Annotated in this window: 6 protein-coding genes and 1 pseudogene; 3 read left to right on the plus strand and 4 right to left on the minus strand. The window is 71.4% G+C overall.

Features of this window, described 5'->3' with window-relative positions:
- Positions 1-137: 137 nt before the first annotated feature.
- Entirely contained in the window at positions 138-15272 is a 15135-nt protein-coding gene (locus ACZ561_RS38395) for a hypothetical protein (protein ID WP_471004520.1), read from the plus strand.
- Positions 15273-15314: 42 nt separating this feature from the next.
- Here ACZ561_RS38395 and ACZ561_RS38400 read toward each other — a convergent pair whose 3' ends face one another.
- The gene (locus ACZ561_RS38400; protein ID WP_471004521.1) at positions 15315-15809 is read right to left on the minus strand and encodes a hypothetical protein; all 495 of its coding nucleotides are present in this window, start codon (positions 15807-15809) and stop codon (positions 15315-15317) included.
- Between the two features lie 95 nt (positions 15810-15904).
- On the opposite strand from ACZ561_RS38400, the gene ACZ561_RS38405 reads away from it, so the two are divergent.
- Positions 15905-16078 (plus strand): hypothetical protein, encoded by a 174-nt coding sequence (locus tag ACZ561_RS38405; RefSeq protein WP_471004523.1) that lies wholly within the window; start codon positions 15905-15907, stop codon positions 16076-16078.
- Between the two features lie 29 nt (positions 16079-16107).
- Here the strand turns inward: ACZ561_RS38405 and ACZ561_RS38410 are convergent, their stop codons facing one another.
- Positions 16108-16296 carry a hypothetical protein gene (locus ACZ561_RS38410; protein ID WP_471004525.1) on the minus strand — a complete coding sequence of 63 codons (189 nt, stop codon included), beginning with the start codon at positions 16294-16296 and terminating at the stop codon, positions 16108-16110.
- Between the two features lie 468 nt (positions 16297-16764).
- Between ACZ561_RS38410 and ACZ561_RS38415 the strand changes: the two are divergent.
- Positions 16765-16836 (plus strand): annotated as a pseudogene (locus tag ACZ561_RS38415) (DUF6104 family protein); the annotation flags it as partial.
- Positions 16837-16959: 123 nt separating this feature from the next.
- On the opposite strand, the gene ACZ561_RS38420 reads toward ACZ561_RS38415, so the two are convergent.
- Positions 16960-18039: a sigma-70 family RNA polymerase sigma factor gene (locus ACZ561_RS38420; RefSeq protein WP_471004527.1), complete on the minus strand. Its 1080-nt coding sequence runs from the start codon at positions 18037-18039 to the stop codon at positions 16960-16962.
- Entirely contained in the window at positions 18032-18262 is a 231-nt protein-coding gene (locus tag ACZ561_RS38425) for a hypothetical protein (RefSeq protein ID WP_471004528.1), read from the minus strand. Before ACZ561_RS38425 ends, ACZ561_RS38420 begins: the two co-directional genes overlap by 8 nt.
- Positions 18263-19319 lie beyond the last annotated feature (1057 nt).

A 19319-nucleotide genomic window follows, 5' to 3' on the forward strand; every position in this document is an offset into this window, starting at 1 on the left:
GCAGGGGAGGGCGGCGGCTCGGGTAGGCGGTAATTGATCGTGGTTTGGTGACCTTGATCGGTAGGGTCCGTTGGATACGGGGTGGCGCGCGCCCTCACCGGCGCCGCGCCAAATGCGGTGCAACGGGGAGGTCGCGCATGGGGGAGCGGTTCTCGACGCCGGGGGATGTGCGCGAGCACTGGCTCGACGGAGCCGATGGCTACCGGGTCTCCGAAACGAAAGCCGAGGCCGACCAGCGCCGCGCGTCCGCGCGGTCGCGGGCCAACCGGGCCCTCGACGAAGAACTGGTCGGGGAAGCCCTCGTCATCGCGCGCGTGGAGCGGTCGACCGTGCCCACGCCCGATCAGTACCGATGGGGCGTCTTCCATGCCGGGACCGCGCTGCCTGTCCTGATGATGGAGTCCAGCCAGGGCGCCGACCAGACCCGGACCCTCGCTCAGGCGATCGACGCGTGGCGAGACCCCGAGAGCGGGCAGCCCTTCGACTGGGACAGTGACGGCCTGTCCGACCGGCTCCGGTCGCCCTACGGGCGCGGGATGCTCGACCAGGCCCGCGGCCGCGAGCCGGGGCAGCGCTGGGAGGAGCCGCCGCCGGCCGAGACGGAGGAGTGGGAGACCGACGACGGGCAGACCTACGCCTACGGCAACGTCGACCGGGAGCTCCGCGTCTTCGCACCCAGCGGCCTGCTGATCGCACGCGCGGCCAGCCGCTTCGACGTGAACACCAAGAAGGACGCGTGGATCGGCGAGACCCGCGACGGGCGACGCCTGGCCGGGAAGTGGGAGCGTCACTTCGTCGAGCACGCGGTACAGCAGCACCTGATCGCGCAACGCGAGCCCGCCGACCGTGACGACCTGTGGATCCACTACACCGCCGACCGCGCAATGGTCCACGGCAGCGACCGGAACGACACCGACCTCAAGAAGGTCATGCGGTCGGCCGGGTTCACCTGGTCGGGGAATGCCCGGGCCTACGTCACCGCGGGCACGACCCGGCCGGTGGCCCGGGCCCAGGGCGTCGACCGGCTGGCCCGCGCGCTGTACGAGGAGGGCCGGGCGGTCGAGATCCGGGCGGATGAGGACCGGCTCCGCGGCATCCTCGCCCCCGCCGCCGCCGGCCCTGCCGCCAGCGCGGCCGCGACGGGGCCCGCTTCTGCTCCCGCACCGGCGCCGGAGCCTGTCGTCCCGGTCCTGGAACCAGCGGACCTGACGGACGAACTGCTCGCTGCGGAGCTGACCCGGCTGAACCGCGAGCGGGACGCGGCCGTGCCCGGCGGAACGCGCCGCCGCCGCCTCGACGAGGAACTGGCCCCCCTGGCCGGGGAACACCGCAAGCGGGTCGTCGCCTCGTACCGGGACCGGCCCGACCCCGCAGGGATGACCGAGGAAGAGCTCACCGTCGAGAGGGATCAGCTCACGCAGATCATGCGCATCCCCTCCTACGGGCCCGACCCGGTGCGGGAGGCACAGCAGGAGAGGTCTGATCTGCTGGCGGCCGAGCAGGGCCGCCGTCTCGCGGCCGAGCTCGAATCGCGGCTGCCGGTCCTTCAGATGACGGACGACGACCTCCGTGCCGAGGGCGAGATCCTGGCCAAGGGCCGCTACGACGTCCCCGCGGGTGCTGCGCGCGATGCCTTCGATGTCCGCCGCGAGGCGGTCGGCTGGGAGATCGCCGAGCGGCACCTGCGGATCTGGGAGCCCGCCCAGGTCCCTGTCGGTGAACTCGACGACATCGAGCTGACCGAGGCGATCGAGACCCTGCGCAAGGAGCGGCTGTACGACAGTGGCTTCGCCGGCCACTACGCCTCGAAGCAGCGCATCGAGCACGCCCACGAAGCGCGCCTGCACGTCCTGCGGGCCGAGCAGAAGCAGCGCGACACGACCGCCTTCGAGACGCTGCTCAAGTCCGACGGCCGGATCCGGCTGGAGAGCCGCTCCTACACCGCTGGCGTGCGCGACGACGACGTCCGGGTGTTCATCGACGGCCGTCGGTATGGCGACCTCACCGAGGGTTACCCCGGCTGGAAGGTCTCGGTCCTGCTCGGCCGCGGCGTCAAGAAGGAGACGCTCTGGCGCACGGAGGCGCTGAGCTGGCTGGTCGAGCAGTACGAGGCCTCGCCCGAGACCCGCGACACCCGCACCTGGGGCCCGGTGGTCGATGTCGAGCTGCCGCCCTCCTTCGTCGAGCACCTGATCACCCGCAACAGCGAGTACACCGGCACGGACGCGGCGGAGAAGTACCTGCTGGACCGCATGGTCGACTCCCCGCGCAGCCAGTCGTGGGACGAGACCGGCAAGAAGATGATGGTCCACGCCCTGGACCTGCCGGAGCGCACCCTGCCGGTGCTGGAACGGATGGGCCGCCGCCTGGTGGCCCAGCTCGACGAGGAACTGGACTCCGACGACCGCAAGACCAAGGAGCGGGCCAAGCGGTCGCGCCCCAACGTGCTGCGCGGCCTGGACGACATCCGCGAGACAATGCAGGCACGCGGCCTTGAGCCGCTGACGGACGCGGCCGCGCCGCAGGACGGGGAGACGAACGGTGAGCGAGTACGCGCAGATGGCCCGACGTCACTGGACGACGTACCGGCCCCGGGAACTGGCCCAGATGCCGGACCCGGAGAGGTTCTTCGAGGAGCTGGCGGTGGCGGTGCAGCAGCGGATCGCGGAGCTGATGCAGGAGCGGATGAGCGAGCCGATGGGGGAGACGGATCACGAGCGGCGGGCGGGGAAGCTGAAGGCCGCGCAGCAGATGGCGAAGGAACAGGCCCTGCGGGAGATCGTGCTGGTGGAGCCGGAGGAGGAGAGCCGGGACGCGGAGCTGCCCCGGTAGCGGTCCGTTTCCGTCCCGCCTCGCAGGAGGACCTGGCGCCGGCGGGGGAGCGGGCCAAGGCGCATGCGAACCTGGCCGCCGTCCGTACGCTCAAGGAGGTCCAGGCCGCCGAGCGCCCGGCCACAGCTGAGGAACAGCAGATCCTTGCCCGCTGGTCCGGGTGGGGCTCGGTGCCCGATGTCTTCGCCGCCCGCCCGCAGCAGGACGATCCCGTCTTCGGCCCGGGAGGGGAGCGGGAAGGCGGATACGCAGCGGCCGCCGCCCGCTGGGAGGCGCTCGCCGAGGTCCGCGACCCGCTGCGTGACCTCCTGGACGATGCCGAGTGGCGCGCGGCCGCCGCCTCCACGCTCTCCGCCCACTACACGCCGCCCGAGGTCACCGCTGCCCTGTGGCAGGCCCTGGCCGACCTCGGGTTCGACGGCGGGGAGGTCCTGGAGCCCGGCTCCGGCGCGGGCGTCACCTTTGGCACCGCCCCCGACACGGCCCGGCTGACCGGTGTCGAGATCGACCCCACCAGCGCCGCGATCTCCCGTCTCCTCGCGCCCGGCGTCACGGTGCTGAACGAGTCCTTCGCCGACACCATCGCCCCCGACGGCAGCTTCGACGCGGTGGTCGGCAACGTGCCCTTCGCCCGCCTGACCCTGTTCGACCCCAAGCACAACCGGTCCCGGCACCGGATCCACAACCACTTCCTGGTGAAGTCGGTGGCCCTGACCCGGCCCGGTGGCGTGGTCGCCCTGATCACCTCCCGGCACACGATGGACGCCGAGCGGGACGCGGCCCGGCGCGAGCTCTTCGAGAGCGCCGACCTGCTGGGCGCGGTCCGCCTGCCAAACAAGGCCTTCGCCCGCTCCGCGGGCACGGACGTCGTCACCGACATCCTGATCCTGCGCCGTCGCGCCGAGGGCGAGACGCCCGGCGACGCGGGCTGGGTGACCTCCACCCGCCGCGACCTCGACGGCAACACCCTGCCCGTCTCCGACTACTTCACCGCCCACCCCGAGCACGTGCTCGGCACGCTCACATCCCGCATGGGCGCGCACGGCCCGGAGGTCGCCGTCGACGGCGACCCGGACGTGGCCGTGGCCCTGAACAACGCCCTGCGGCAGATCACCGACAAGGCCGTCCTGGACCGGCGCTGGTACCAGCCGCACCCCGACGGACCGCACCGGCCCCATCTGCGGCTGCGGCCGGCCGCGTCCATCACGGACTTCACCGGCCGCCTGTCGGCCGACGCCGACGGCAAGCTGTGGCAGGCCAACAGCAACGGCGACCCCATCGCCATCGACCTGCCCGACGCCGAGCACGCCCAGCTCACCGCGCTCATCGAGCTCAAGGACCTGGTGCGCGGGCTCAACGACCTCGACCGCCGCGGCACCGACACCGGCCTGGCCGACGCGCAGCGCCGCACGACGAAGGCCGCGTACGAGCGCTACGTCGGCGAGTACGGGGCTCTGACCCGGCCCCGGCAGCAGCAGAACGCCACGATCAAGGCCGACGACGGCAGCGAGCGCAGTCGGCTGACGGGCTACGGCTACTTCCTCAACGACCCCTCTGCATACGAGGTCCTGGCGCTGGAGTGGTGGGAGGCGGACACCGGCACCGTTCACGTCTCCCAGGTCCTCGACCGCGCCCCGGCCACCCGCCGAAGCGTGCTGGGACAGCACACCGACGACCCGCAGCAGGCCCTGACCGCGGTCGTCGCCGAGCGCGGCTACGTCGACCTCGACCACATCGCCTGGATGCTCCAGGTCGAACCGGCAGAGGCCCGCCGGCTCCTGGCCCGCTCGGTGTTCACCGACCCGCTGACCGGCGACCTGGTCCACAGCCCCGACTACCTCTCCGGCGACATCCGCACCAAGCTCGCCATCGCCCGGCAGGCCTCCCGCCGCGACCGGGCGTACGAGACCAACGTCGCCGAGCTCGAACGCGTCCAGCCCCGCGACCTTCTGCCCGGCCAGTTCGCCATCCGCCTGGGCGCGGCCTGGATCCCCGACGACATGGTCCAGGACTTCTTCCGGGGCTATCTGGGCGACGCCCACCTGACGATCCAGCACTCCGGCGGCGGGAACTGGCACATCCTCAAGGGCCGCAACCTTGCCGAGGAGGACGAGCTCCGCCACAGCGCGGGCGGCCTGTCCGCCCTCGCGATGGTGGCCAAGGTCCTGGGCGGCGGCGCCATGACCGGGCGGCCGGCGGACGACGAGGAAGCCGCCCGGGCCGTCCGGGTGAAGGCGGACGAGTTCCGCGACGCCTTCGAGGCCTGGGTCCTGGACGACTCGCTGCGCGCCGCGCGGATCGCCGAGGTCTACAACCAGCGGATGAACGCCCGGGCGGTGCGCGACTTCACCGGCTCCGCCCCCTCCCTGGCCGGACTCGATCCCGAGTTCACGCCGTACGACCACCAGCTCGCGGCCGCCGCGCGCATGGCGCACGAGCGCTGCCTGGTCCTCGCGCACGAGGTCGGCGCGGGCAAGACCGCGACCATGACCATCGGCATGATGGCCATGCGCAACACCGGGCAGATCAACAAGCCCATGGTCACGGTGCCGAACTACCTGGTCGAGCAGTGGGAGAGCACCGTCCGCGGCCTCTTCCCGACCGCCCGCATCCTGGCCCTGACCAGTGCCGACCTGGAGGACGGCAAGCGGGACCGGATGCTGGAGTACATCCGCAGCAACGACTTCGACCTGATCATCACCTCCCACAGCCTCTTCGACTCGATCCCGCTCTCCCCGGAGTTCCACGAGCTCTACAACAACGACGAAGCCCGCCTGCTGCGCGAGCAGATCGTCCGTGAGCGTAAGCGGGACGGGAAGTCGGTCAGCCTCAAGCAGCTCGAAGAGCGAGGCAAGCAGTTCGAGGAGGAGCTCAAGGCCCGCGCGGCCGCCGTCCGCACCCCCGGGCAGATCTACCTGGACGACCTGGGGATCGACTTCTTCGCGGTCGACGAGTTCCACGAGTACAAGAACCTGGCCGTCCGCTCGAAGATCCCCGGCGCCCGCGTGAAGGGCTCGGGCAAGGCCCAGCACCTCCACGGGGTCCTGGAGTGGGCCCGGATGAACAAGGCCACCGGCCCCATCGGCGTGCTGGCCACCGGCACCCCGCTGTCCAACGCGATCGGCGAGCTCCACACCGTGGTGCGGATGGCCAACCCCGACCTGCTGCGGGACCTCGACGCCGAGACCTTCGACGCCTGGGCCTCGATGTACGGCAAGCTGGTCGAGCGGATGGAGATGACCACCGACGGCAAGGGCTTCAAGTCCGTCGAGCGGTTCGCGTCCTTCCACAACGTCTCCGGCCTGGTGCGGCAGCTGTGGCACCCGCTCGTCGACTTCAAGAGCGCCGAAGAGCTCGGCCTGGACCTGCCCGCCCTCAAGGGCGGCGAGCCGGAACTCATGCTCGTGCCGGCCACCGGCGACCAGCTCCAGCGAATGCAGGAGCTCGGCGAGCGCTACGAGGCCTTCCACAAGGGAGGCGTCGACAAGAGCGTCGACAACCCCCTGGCGATCAACAACGACGCCCGCGTCGTCGCCATGGACTCCCGGCTGATCGAGGGCGACGCCGAGCCCAGCGACAAGCTCGTCGCCCTCGCGGACCGCATCATCGCCAAGTACGAGGAGACCAAGGACAACCGCTACACCTACAGCACCACCGACAAGCGCCCGCACCCGGTCGCGGGCGCGCTCCAGTTCGTCTTCCTCAACAACGGCACCCCCGGCGGCAACAACCGCGGCGACTTCAACGCGTACCAGGAGCTCAAGGACCTCCTCGTCGCGCGCGGTATGCCCGCCGAGAAGGTCGCCTTCATCCACGACGCCGACCGGGCCGACCAGCGCATCAAGCTCCAGCACAACGCCAACCACGGCGGCATCAACGTCCTGGTCGGCTCCACCATGCGCATGGGCAAGGGCCTGAACGCGCAGAACCGCGCCGTCTCGCTGTACCACGTGGACCCGGACTGGCGGCCCTCCGACATGGCCCAGCGCGACGGCCGCATCGTCCGCAACGGCAACCAGAACCCCGAGGTCGAGATCGTCTGGATGGCGACCGAGGGCACCTTCGACTCCCGCATGTACGGGCTGCTGGCCACCAAGGCCAAGGGCTTCAACCAGCTCTACAAGGCCCGCGTGGACGCCACGAACGACGAGATCATGGAGGTCGACGACGCCAACCTTCCCTACGAGGAAGCCATGGCGATCATCTCCGGCAACCCGTACCTGATCGAGCAGGAAGAGCTCCGCAAGCAGCTGCGGACCCTCGAACTCGACCAGCGCAACCGGGCCACCCAGCGCGCCATCCTCGGCAGTCGCCTCCAGGAACTTCGCCGCGACATCGAGACCCTGTCCTACGACATACCGCGGCGGGCCCGTGCGCTGCCGCTACTCGAACCTGTCCTCGGCGACGACTTCCGCATCACCCTCGACGGGGCCGCGTACACCAAGCACAAGGACGCGGCCGTGCCGCTGATGCGGCTGCTGATCGGCGTCGGCCAGAGCCTGCCGGCCAACAGCTACGGGACCACCCGGGACGTGAGGCTGGGACGGCTCGGCGGCCTCGACCTGGTTGCCGTGGGCTACCGCGAGGACGACGGCACCGTCTTCGTTCGTCTCCACCTCGACGGCCTGCCCAGCATCGTCCAGCGCTCCACCCTGGCCGAACTCGCCGACCTCAAGGGCGAGACGGTCCTGCGCCGCCTGGTGAAGACCATCACCGAGGCCCCCGAGCGGCAGACCGAGGACCAAGGAAACCTGGCGGCCAAGCGCACCACCCGCGACCAGCTCCTCATCGACCGCGAGCGGCTGCGCGGCCAGGTCCAGGGCCTCGGCCCTGCGCGCGAACGCAAGAGCCTGGTGGACAGCCTGGTCGCCGCGCAGGCCACCCTCAACAAGATCAGCAAGCCTGCCGATGACGAACCCGCCTCCGTCACGACCAGCCGCCGCGAGGCCACCGAGCACCGAGACGACCTGCAACGGCGCCTCGACCGCCTCGCCGCCGAACCCGCCCCCGAAGCCTCCAGCGAAGCGGGCGCGGTCCTGCGCGACATGGACGACGTCGGCCCCCGACGCGACCCCGCCACCTACAGCCCCGTCCTGGCCGAGGCGGAGGCCGCCCTCCTGCGCGCCCACCTCGCCGTTCACGGCCACGACCCCGAGGTCGCCGCCCGCCTCGCAGCCCTCGGCGCCATCGCGGAACTGCCGCTGCCCGAACCCGCCCCCGGCCCGCCGCCCGCCCCGGAACGCACGCAGACGCCGCAGACGGCCGTGGACACCGGTTCCAGCCGGAAGGAGCCCACGGCCGAGGAGCAGCCCGAGGAGCGGCCCCCGGCCCCCGAAAACCCGGCCGAGGAGACCGCACCGGCTCCGCCGCTGGCCGAGGACTCCGGCACGGCCGAGGACGCGCCCGAGCCGGACGCCGACCCGGTCGGGACGGCCAACCTCTTCGACGAGTTCGGGCTGCCCCGGCCCGAGCGCGTCCCGGCCCCGGCCCCCCAGGACGACCCCGCACCCGAAGAACCGCAAGAGGAAGCCGACGGCGTCCCCGACGGGCAGATGACGGTGGACGATGTGGCACCTGCTGCCGATCCCGCCTCGGACGACCGGCACGAACGGCTCACCAGCGCGGACGGACAGCTCACCTTCACCCTGCTCCGGGCCCCGACCCAGGCCGTGCGGCCCCAGATCGTGGAGGGATACCAGCGGCGCCACGACGAGCTCGCCGCCGCCGTGGAGACCCGTAACACCCAGAGCACCCAGACCCGCGAAGAACGCGACCAGGAGCTGGCGAAGTGGCAGCGCGGCTACAAGGCCGCCAACGGCCTGGAGCTGTGGCGGCCCACCCCGTCCCTGCGCCTGACACCACGCACAGACACCCCGGGCCTGACGCCCGCGGAGTACGGCCTCGGCTCCTGGGTGACCTGGCAGGACACCGGAACCAGCACCCAGGTCACCGGACAGGTCACCTCACCCGGCGCGACCAAGGACACCTGGTTCGTCAGCACCGAACGCACTGCCGTGACCGGCGAGTACCACGTGCTCTCCCGCACGGGGAAGAAGTCGACGGGCTACCGCTACAGCATCAACGGCGCGACGACCGACCTGCGGCCCGCCGCCGGGCCGCCCGAACCAGTGCCGTTCGAGAGCCTGCCGGCCGTCGACTCGATCCCCGCCCGCCCCATCGACTCGTACGCCGACCACGTGCCCAAGAAGGGCATGGCCATGGTGCGCGAGCCGGTGCCCGTCCTCGTCGGCCCCGACGAAGTCCGCGCCGCCGAAGTCGTCTTCCCAGTCACCGCCGACCGCATCCCCTTCGTCGTCAAGGTCGACCAACACGAAGCCTCCGGCACCCTGCTGTACGCGCTGCGCGTGGAGGTCGACGGCCAGACCGTTGCCGAACTGTGGAAGGAGGAGACCCGCGCGGCCGCCGTGGACGCGGCAGTCCGCGCGGCCCGCCGGGCCAGCGAGCTCGGCGACAAACCCCTCCACGCCCGCGGCCGCAACCACCGGCTCGACGTCGCCGAGGACGGCGTCTGCGCCCGCTGCAACCGGCAGTTCGACGGCGACACCGGGGAACAGAAGCTGTACCGGGTCGACGAGGGAGAGGCGACGTGCTCCACGCACATCGCCCTGTCCCTCGACATCTCGGCCCGGGAAGTGGAGAACCTGGGCACCTACCGCCGCGTCTGGGCGGCCCGCACCGCCCCCGAGCCGCAGACCGACACCGTCCCCGCTCCGGCCGAGGAGTCGCCGGCGCCCGACCTCGCCCCGGAAGAGCCCCGCCTCGTCGACCGCGCCACGGTCGGGCCCGGCGACCTGGTCACGCTCACCCTGGACGTGCCCGGCGTCGTCGACACCAACGACCGGGAGGTCCCCGGCGCCGTCCGCGTCACCGGCACCCTCAACCCGGCCTACCGCGACTACCACTCCAGCGCCGTCCTGCTTGACTCCGTCATCCACGACGCCGAGGGCAACGAGGTGGCCACCGGAGCGGACGTCACCGTGCGGCTCCTGCCCTCCCAGATCGAGCTCACCCCGGCCGGACACCGCGCGGACCTGCGACCCGAAACCCGCACCGCCGGTCAGCTCCGCCCCGGCGACCTCATCGCCGAGGGCGGCACCCGCGGGGAGGTCGTCACCGAGATCCGCTACACCAACAACCCCCGCGGGGCCTCCGGCTTCTCCAGTCGCGACGTCGCCACCGGCACGGTCAACCAGTTCTCCCTGGCCAGCAGCTACACGGTCCTGGCCGTGCCGCGCGAGCGCCGCCGGCCGCAGGACGTGGCCGAGGTGTTCGGCAGGCACCAAGGCGCCGCCGACGTGGCCGCGCAGACCCGGCAGACCGACGAGCGGCACACTGCCCTGGAACAGGAAGCCGCCCGGATGTGGCCGGACGGCGACGGGCCACAAGCCGAACTCCGCGCGCTGCGCCGGGCCGTCGCCGCGATCGACCCCGAGGCCTCGGGCAGGGAGGCCTACCGCGCCAACGCCGCGGCGACGGCCGCCGCGGCCGAGGCCGCCACCGTGCTGTTCGACGCGGTCGACGACACCGTCCGCTACCGAGGGCTCGGTGAACCGCTGCACGGCCTGCGCCAGCACCTCGACGTGCAGATGCACCGGCTGAACGCGGACGTGGCCCACCTTGAGCAGCGGGCGCAAGCACGCGCCGCCGCCAACGACGCCGCCCCGGGCTCCACGCAAGACGGGTCTTCGCCGTCGACCGCGAGCGACCAGGAAGGGCCCATGTCCACCACTCCCCAGAGCCCGGAGTCAGAGCAGCTCGGCCTCTTCGGGGGCCCGGTGCAGGACGTGGCGGAGCCGGGTGCGGCTCCGGAAGGGACTCCCGTTCCCAGTGACGAGCTGCTCGCGCAGCTGGCGATGACCTGGGTGACCGGCGCAGCGGGCATCCGGTACTCCCTGTCCGGGGGCATCGTCCCGGGTGAGCCGCAGACGGTCGAGTTCTCCATCGTCCGCGCGTTCCGCGGCGTGACGGGCGTAGTTGACTTCAGAGGCACGCGCGACGAGTGCCTGGCGTACATCGAGACGGAGGCGGCCGTACGGTCGGCTGCCCAGGCTGTAGACGAGAATCGTGAGCAGCAGGCGGCGGCGCTGGCCTGGTTGCGCGATGCGGGCCTTGAGGCGCCCGCTGCGGAAGGGCAACGGGGCCTCCCGGCTCCAAACACCACCCCCGGCCCGCAGGAAGGCCCCACCCCTGGTGCACCGCTGGCTGCCCTGGAAGTAACGCCGCCGGACCTCGACGTCCCGGTTCTCGGCCCCGCCGAGCCCTTCGCCGACGACACCGACGTCCTGGCAGGCATCGCCCAGCTGCACGAGGCCTACGAGCGGTGGGCGCGGCTTCCGGGCGTGCAGCGCTACCTCGACGACGACCGGCAACGCCGGGGTGAAGCCCTGGTACCCCCGACGAACCCCGTCGGCGAGCTCCACGAGGCCTACGCCCGCGCCCGGGGCGCGCTGGAGGCAGGCAACGACATCACCAGCCCTGAGATGGTCCTGGACCGCCTCTACGCCGTCGCCGCGTGGGGTCGAGCCCTGGAGCCCGCCGTCGGCGAGGAACTGGCCGCCCCGCTCAGCGAGCTGAGTTCGGTGGCGCACGGACTTGCCGCGCGCTCGCAGGCGACGATCCAGGCCTTCGCCGAAGCCGCGAACGAGCTGACCGAGGCCGAGACCACCACCACTGCGCAGATCGCGCCGGAGACAGCACCCGCTCCCGCGCCGGAAGGGTCGGCCCCGGCCGAGGACACCGAGGCCTCGCCGGCCGAGCGTGAGGCAGATCCGGACACTGCTCGCGGCGCCGATCCTGCACCACAGGACACCACCACGGACGGAGACGCGGAGGAGGAGGGGCAGCTCGGCCTCTTCGGCGCTGAGGACGGACCCGCCGCTCCCGCACCGACCCTGCGGCCCACCGCGGGCTCAGCGAAACCAGCCGCGCCGCCCGGAGACGGCGTGTACCCGTCCGACGCCCCCATCGGCGTGTACGGCCATGCCGACCGTGGCGACTGCGACCGCTGCGGCACCACCGACACGGGCCGCTACACCGTGGTGTGGAGCTGGAACGGCTCCGGGGAGGAGTACGGCGATATGGCCGCCGAGTGCGGCCCCTGCGTTGAGGAGACCCTCGGCCTGAGCGCCACCCAGGCCACGCACCTGGCCGACACCGCGGAGTCCCGGCGGGATGGCCGCCGCGTCCAGCCGCGCCCGCACCGAGCAGACCCCCGCCATGACGTCGTCTACCGGCACACCGGACGCAACGAGTGGACGTCCGTCCACCTGCCCACCGGCAAGCGGTACCGAACGGCGAAGGAATCCGAGAGCGGCTACCGCGGCTATGTGCTCCGCGACCTCGACGGCGTCTCCTACGGTGTGGGGCCGGGCATCGACGTGGCGACCGATGTGGCGGAGCGGGCCGCGCTGGGCCGTACGGCGGAAACCCATCCCACCAGCGGTGACGACTGGGTGTACTTCGCCTACCGCCAGGAGGCCGGGGAGGTCGGGCGGAACGAGGGCGAGACCATCGTTGCCCGCTCGTCCGGACCGCGCATGAACGGCCCGTACGAGAACGGGCCGCGCTGGGACCTGACGGTCGGCGGGACCGCGTACGTCGTGGAGATGGTCTACCAGCCGGGAAAACTCGGCGACGACGGCCACCGCCTAAAGGTGACGGCCCCGGATCAGAGCACCGCCCGCCACGTGCACTGGGACAGCGCACTGGAGTGGGCCCGCGAGCAGGCCCGGACCACCGACGCGGACCGGGCCCGGGCCGTAGAACAGACCGTCGTACGGGAGGAAGCGCCCGCACCAGAGCCCATGCCGGAGCCCGCCCCCGAAGCCGAGGACCCCCTGTCGCAGGAGCCGGGTGTCGATGACCAGACGCCGACCACGGAAGCGGAGGAGACGCCCACGCCGGCGGCCGCCCCGGACACCGGCGACGCTGTACCGGTCGAAGACCCGCCCGAGCCCCAGCCGTTCACCGAGGTCACGTCACTGGCCACCGATCAGCGGGAATCCGGCGGACCCAAGGCTGGCATCGCTGCGTCTCATCAGGCGGCGAGCGATGAACTGGCGGACAGGTGGGGCAAGAACGGCACCGAAGGCTCGAGTCTCAACAACGATGGGGAGTCCACGGGCGCGGGCAGCCGGGAAGCCGCCGGGATGGACACGGCAATGCAGGGCGAGATCCCCGCACCAGAGGCGGGCGAGGACTCAGACCAGGAGGAAGCAGTGGCAGACGAGCCGGAATCCACATCCGTCACGACGGACGTCCCGGACGTGGCCCCGGCTCCTCAGGCGCCGCTCGTCCTCGAGCCGGTGCCTGAGGCAGCAGCACAGAGCCAGACGGACGGAGGCGCCGACGCTGACGTCCAGGACCCGCCCGAGCCGCAGCCCTTCACCTCGGCCGTCCCGCTGGCCGACTACGACCAGCACATGGTGCACCTGTCGGGCATGGACGGCGGAGGCTACGACAGGGGCGAGCTGCTCCGCGAAGGCGGCCTCATCGCAACCCTCCATCTGACGGCCGACGGACAGTGGTTCGCCCGGATGCAGCTGGACCCGCCCGACATCACGAACCTCGTCGACACTCCGGAAGAGGCCGCCGCGAACGGGGCGGTGATGTACGCCGCGTTCACCGGCGCACCACTAGGCGATCCAGTGGTCGCCGCTCCGGGAAGCGGCACCCAGACCCGGGCCGATCAGGTGCGCAGCGAACTGCGCGGCTTCGCCGTCCAACACACGCAGAGCATCGAGTCCGCGGCGCGACAGGTGTCGCCGGGCTACGCCCAGAACCCCCACTACGCAGAACTCGCCGCCCGGCTCGGCGACGTGGCCGACGCAGACGGTCGCGGGCCCCGGCAGATGGCCGCCGATCTCGACGCCGTCGAGCGGGCCGTGAACACGTGGGGCGGAACGCTGCCCCCAACACCGAACAGCGAAGTGCGCGCGACCCTGGCCTTCCCCCTCGCGCACATGCTGTATGACGTCCGGCGCCTCCAGTCCCGACTCCAGGCCACCGTGGACGCGGTACAGGCGGAGCAAGCCGCCCGGCAGCAGGTAGTGCCCGCTCCCGCCGAGACTGCTGCAGCAGCGGCCCCGGAACCTGCTCCGGGCGTCGACACGGTGGAGACCCCGGGCGCCGTGGAGCCTCCCGTGCCGGCGGCCGCCGAAGCGGCGACGTCTGCTGCTGCCGACAGCGCCCCGTCCATGGACGCGGCGGAAGGTCCTGCCGAGCCCGAGGCGGGCACGCCGCCTACCGGCGACGGAGAGCAGCCGGACGCGGCCCCGGCGGACGAGCCCGAGAAGGGGCCCGTCCCGGACTGGTCGCTCGACGACGATGACGATCTGGACGACGACTACCTGGTGGGCGATCAGGGCCGCTCGGCGCCCGAGCCCTTCCCGGACGTCGCCATGTCCGCACAAGACCTGCCGCTGGCCGCTGGCGTCGCCGGTAGCCCGGAACCGGTCCTCGACGTATCGGAGGGCGAGGAGCAGGCCGGACCTGCGCCCCTGTGGGGTACGGACGAGCTGCCGGTGTCGGCGTTCGAGGAGCCCGACAGGCCCGCCACTGCGGTCCCTGAGGGCGAGCCTGACCTCCTGGCCTCCTTCCAGGAGTTCCGGCAGGCGTGGGACGGCATCGTGACGGACGGGGGCACGTCCGCCGAGCTGTTCGACTACGTCCGCGACGAACTGGTCACCCTCCAGAGCGCTCTAGCCGAAGCCGTCCGCGACGTGTCCACGGCTCCCAGCCTCGAGCCGGAAGTACTGCCGGCCGAACCGGCGACGAAACCGGTGCAACGTGACCGTGCCCAGCAAGCGGCAGCGGTGACCACAGCCCTGCGGCAGGCGGACTCCCACGCGGACTCGCTACACGACCTGCCGGAGTGGCAGAGGATCCAGACCGTCCGCGGGGCCATGGGGCACCTGCTCACGGTCATCAGGAAGCGGGCCGGGGATCAGTTCGACCGGCTGCTCGGCGACGAGCGCGCCAGCGGCTTTCTGCGGGAGCTGTCCGCCCGCGCCTGCGACAAGATCGCCGGGTGGGCGCACGCGGCCGCCGACAAGCTCCGGCGGAACGACTCCCGGGGCACCGAGCGCGGCGGAGAACTGCCGAGCGCCGAGGCGCTGCTTCGCCTCGGAGACACGGCATCCGCCTACAGCTCTCCGCGTGGCGGCCGTAGCGGGCCGCCCCCGTCCTCGGCGGACGGGACAACGGGGCAGCCGGACATCCCGGCCATGCGGAAGATGGGCGAAGCCCTTGCCAAGCCGATGCCGGGCCGACCGAAGGTGTCGGCCTCGGCCGCCAGGGGCCGGTCGACGACGGCGAAGCGACCGGCGAAGAAACCCGCTCCCGGCAGCACCGAGCAAAATGGGCACCTGCGGCGCGGAGGCCCCGAACAGCCCCCGTCCCGCAAGCCGAACCAGCGATAGGGGCGGACGGGCCTCGGTGACCATCCCGCCCAGGCGACAGCATCAGGGTGAGGGATGGTCACCGAATCGCGAGTGGGCTGACTGCTTCGTGATACCGAAGGCGGCGCCGACAGCAGACCAGGAGTCGCCAGCGGCTCGCGCCGTGGCCGCCGCCTCGTTGGCGGCCGCCTTCGCTCGGCGTTCCACGCGTGCCGCGAGAGCCAGGGCGGCCCGCGGATCGGTGGCCGTCAGCTGATCGAGCACCTCGGCCAGGTCGGCAAGGAGACGGTGGCCAGGCTTGAGCGCGGCGATGGTCGCGTGCAGGTGCCACTCCTGCCGCAGAAGGTCCTCCGTCTCCCCAACCGACCGAGACGGCGAGACCTCGGCCGCAGTGTCGCCGGTCCATCCACAGCTGCACTTGGCGCGTACGGCCGCCGCGCTGAGCGCTGTCCAGGGCAATGCGGTGCGGCCGGGGAAGGGCGCAAAGCCGTCACCGGACCGCATCATCGGCTCGATGGAACCGACGTGCAGGGCGGTCTTTTCGCTGGTCCAGGCCATGTCGGGAATCCTTACAGTGTCGTCAGGATTTCCGACCCTACTCGGTCAGGGATCACTGACGCACTGGTCGGCATTCCTGATACCACCGTCCGGCCTTGCTGGGTTCCCAGCGCCGCACGGTCACGCTCTGGTCGAGTGTGGCCCGCTCGGCGGACCGCGAGGTACGCGGCGGCCGCCCGGGCGAGCGCGGCAGGGAGCCGCTGGGTGAGCACGGTGCGGCCGTCGGCCAGGTGGACGGTGAGCGCCCGGGGCTGGGCCGGGTGCTCTGAGGGCGTATGGCGATGGCCGGTCTTGGACGTCACCGCCGGGTCCGCCGACGAAACCGCAGGAGCGTCGCGGCGAGCTCGGGCAGGGCCTTGATGACGGCAACGGTGTCGGCGCGGTCGGCGCGGAGCAAGGCGACGATGCACACGATGGCCACGAGGGCGATGCAGAAGATGCCGACCAGCAGTGGCAGCACGAACAGCGGGTCGATTGAGATGGGCACGGCGGTCCTCCAGTGAGTCGAGAAGGGGTTCTCCCGTCCCTGCATCGGGACGCTGGTCACACGGTGGGGGGCTTAGTGGGTTAGCCCCGCAAGAGCTCAATCCTGAGGGTGAGTTGTACACCCTGCCGATTGCCGGAGATGGGTGGGTTGCGGGCGAACGCGGCAGCCGTGGGGCGCCCTGACATCGGCATGGGGCGGCCCTGATTGCGGTCTATTTGTGGCGGTCGATCTGGCGGATCGAACAGGACGGCAGTGCACCGGCATTGAGATCAGTAGAGGGGCAATCGTCATTCAGTAGCTGGAGCTCTCTGCCTGTCATGGGCGCAGGTCAGTACCCAGCCGGGGGCGATGAAGAAGCCAGTGCCCCCGGTTGGTCGGCGGTTGGGGCGGTCGGATCGGAGATTCCAGGCCGGCCCCGCCTCTTCGTCGAGCGCCTCAAGGCCGCCTCACCTCACCAGTTGGCTCACCATGTACTTCACCGACCGTGGCATCGAGGAGCTGGAAAGGCGGCGAGGTGAGGAGGAGGTCACCTCGTGGATTGTCATTCTGGCCAGATAACCCGCGGCTCTCGCCGGGCGTTGGTCCTTCCCTCCGTAGGGGGTGGCCGCCAGTCCGTCGCATGACAGCTGGCGGCACTTCTTTACCCGTTCTTTGCGCGTCGGGTTACGGGGCTCCCTCGCCCCCTTCTCCGCCGCTGTAGTAGCCGGTGTCTGGCGGGCTGTACGAGCTGGCGCTGCCGGTAGAGGACTCGCGGACGAGCGTGTTGAGCGGGTGCCGGAGGGTGACCCCGGTGATCCTGTCCTGGCCGAACTGGCCGAACTGGCAGAACAGGGGGACAGTTTTTCCGATGTCCAGGAGCGGCGACTGTGCGCGCCCGCGCGTGAGCGTGCGCATCGTGATCCAGCTCTTGGGGATCTGGAGCCTGGACGCATAGGCGGCTGGCGTGGGCAGCCGGTATCCCCGCTGCTGCTTCTTGAGCTCCTCCGTCACCTGGAACATCGCCGTGAGGACATCGGAGTCGCGGCGCGCCCGCCTGTCTCTCCTTGCTCTCCACCATCCGGTGCCCCCGGAGGTCAGGACCAGGAGCATCGAGGCGAGCACGGGCATTCCGACAAGGAAGAGCAGGAAGTCGCCGGCGGGCGGGCGGGAGCCGTCGCTCTGCGGCTCCACCAGGATTCTGCCGACCGTGTGCGGGAGCCATGTTGCCGCAAAGAGGATCGCGCTGAAGGTGAGCGCCGCCAGGACGACGTTCGCGCGTCTGATGTGCTCGGAAACCGTCCCCTTGTGGACGCCGGCGATCTCCGAGATCTCGGCATGGGTATAGCCCATGCCCTTCGACAGCAGGATGAGCCGTCGCTGCTGCGGCGACATCGTGCCAAGGGCCTGCTCCATGTCGAGCCTGCCGTCCACGTCCTCGACGTCCGAGACCCACAGGACCTTGTAGCGTTCCGCAGCCCAACCCGTCGCGTCGACGGGATCGCTGACTCCCTTCCGGCGACTCTCGTCGCGCACTCGGTTCTTAATAACTCGGCACAAATAGGCGTAAACATTCTCAATGTTCTTCGTCTTGGCATTGGTCAAGGTGGTCACCAAGGCGTCCTGCACGATGTCCTCGGCGTCCACCCGGGAAGCGAGCCCCTCGGCTTTGAGCTCGCGCTGGGCAAGGCGCACCAGCGCCCTGCCCTTGTCGTTGTGGACCTTCACCACCTGGTCGGCGAAAGAGCGCCCCTCGGCCTCAGTCATGCGCCCGCCCCCTCTTGCCGGCCGCACGGCCGCTGGTGTGACCGGCCTTCAGCTCCGCCCTGGCCCTGATGACTTCGGCCTGGCCCCGGGCGCGCGCCAACTCGGCCGTCCCCTTCGCCTCGATCAACTCGGCCTCCCCCTTGGCCTTGCTGCGGTCGGCCGCAATCTTGATGACCCGCTCCACCAGCAGCATCACCAGCGCTGCCACGATCGCGATCTCCATCGTCTTCCCTTCAGTCTGGCCCCGCGGCCGTTCCGCGTGGGCCGTTCAACAGGGAAGGGGCGGCGCGACACCATTTGCATGACACCGTCGTGCTCAGACCACTGAGGCCCGAGGGGGGCTGTGGCATGAGGGGTGGATTCCCGGGCGCCACTGGTGAGTCTGGCCAGATGACCCGCGCGCTGAGTCTCTGCCCAGGGGGCATTCGGGCCGGGATGCCTCCTCCGGCTGCCTGAAGCGTCTGGCTGGCGAGCAGTCGGCGAAGTCACCTCTTAAGAGGTGACTTGGGCTCGGGGGAGGGTCGATGTCGGTGGCTCGGTGGATGTCGACCGCTTCCCGAGTTGCTGGGTGCCTGCGATCAACCCGGCAGCCCCGCCGGGGTGATCCGTGTTGGGGGTCGCTCGATGGAGTCGCATCGCCCAGGCTTCGGCATCCGAGCCGTGCCCATTCGCCAGTCGGCCCGTTGGATGAGCGGGCGACAACCACTCCTTGGTCGCCCGCCGGGCCTGCCTCTTGCGTAGCAGGCTCGCCCAGGGCCCCGCCGTAAGCCCGCACGCTTCCCGGCGGGGCCTTGACCGCTTTGTGGCCCTGGCGAAGATGACGGTTACGGCCGGCTCAAGGCCGTCGGCTGGCACATACGGCACGACCTGGCGCTGCCGGGCTCGCGCGAGAACCTGGATCACGTGCTGGTATCGCCGTGTGGGACGGCGGTGGTGGTGCTGGACGCGAAGCGGTGGGGCCGCGGTTGGCCCACTCAGCTCGTACGCGGGCGGGTGCGCTGCGGGGCGCAGGACCGGCACGGCAGGTCGAGGCGGTCGCCTCGTGCGCCCAGCGGACGGCGGCCGCGCTCGGGATGCCAGCGGGGTCGGTGTGGCCGCTCCTTGTCGTCCGCGGCTCCCCGATCGCCGGTGGCCGGCTCGAGGCCTGTGCTCCCGGCTGGGACGGGGTGGTGCATGTGCTTGGCCCGGAGACGCTTGCGGCCGCTTCCCGGTAGCGGGGCCCGCGGCGAGCAGGCTTGCTGGCTTCTCATGTGGACCTGGTGTTGCGGCCGTACGGCGGC

This window comes from Streptomyces sp. NPDC039609 (assembly GCF_055596705.1).

Bases quoted from the DNA above. Each gene is read 5' to 3' on its own strand.
- ACZ561_RS38395 (WP_471004520.1), top strand. From the start codon at position 138: ATGGGGGAGCGGTTCTCGACGCCGGGGGATGTGCGCGAGCACTGGCTC.
- ACZ561_RS38425 (WP_471004528.1), bottom strand. From the start codon at position 18,262: ATGGAGATCGCGATCGTGGCAGCGCTGGTGATGCTGCTGGTGGAGCGG.
- ACZ561_RS38400 (WP_471004521.1), bottom strand. From the start codon at position 15,809: ATGGCCTGGACCAGCGAAAAGACCGCCCTGCACGTCGGTTCCATCGAG.
- ACZ561_RS38420 (WP_471004527.1), bottom strand. From the start codon at position 18,039: ATGACTGAGGCCGAGGGGCGCTCTTTCGCCGACCAGGTGGTGAAGGTC.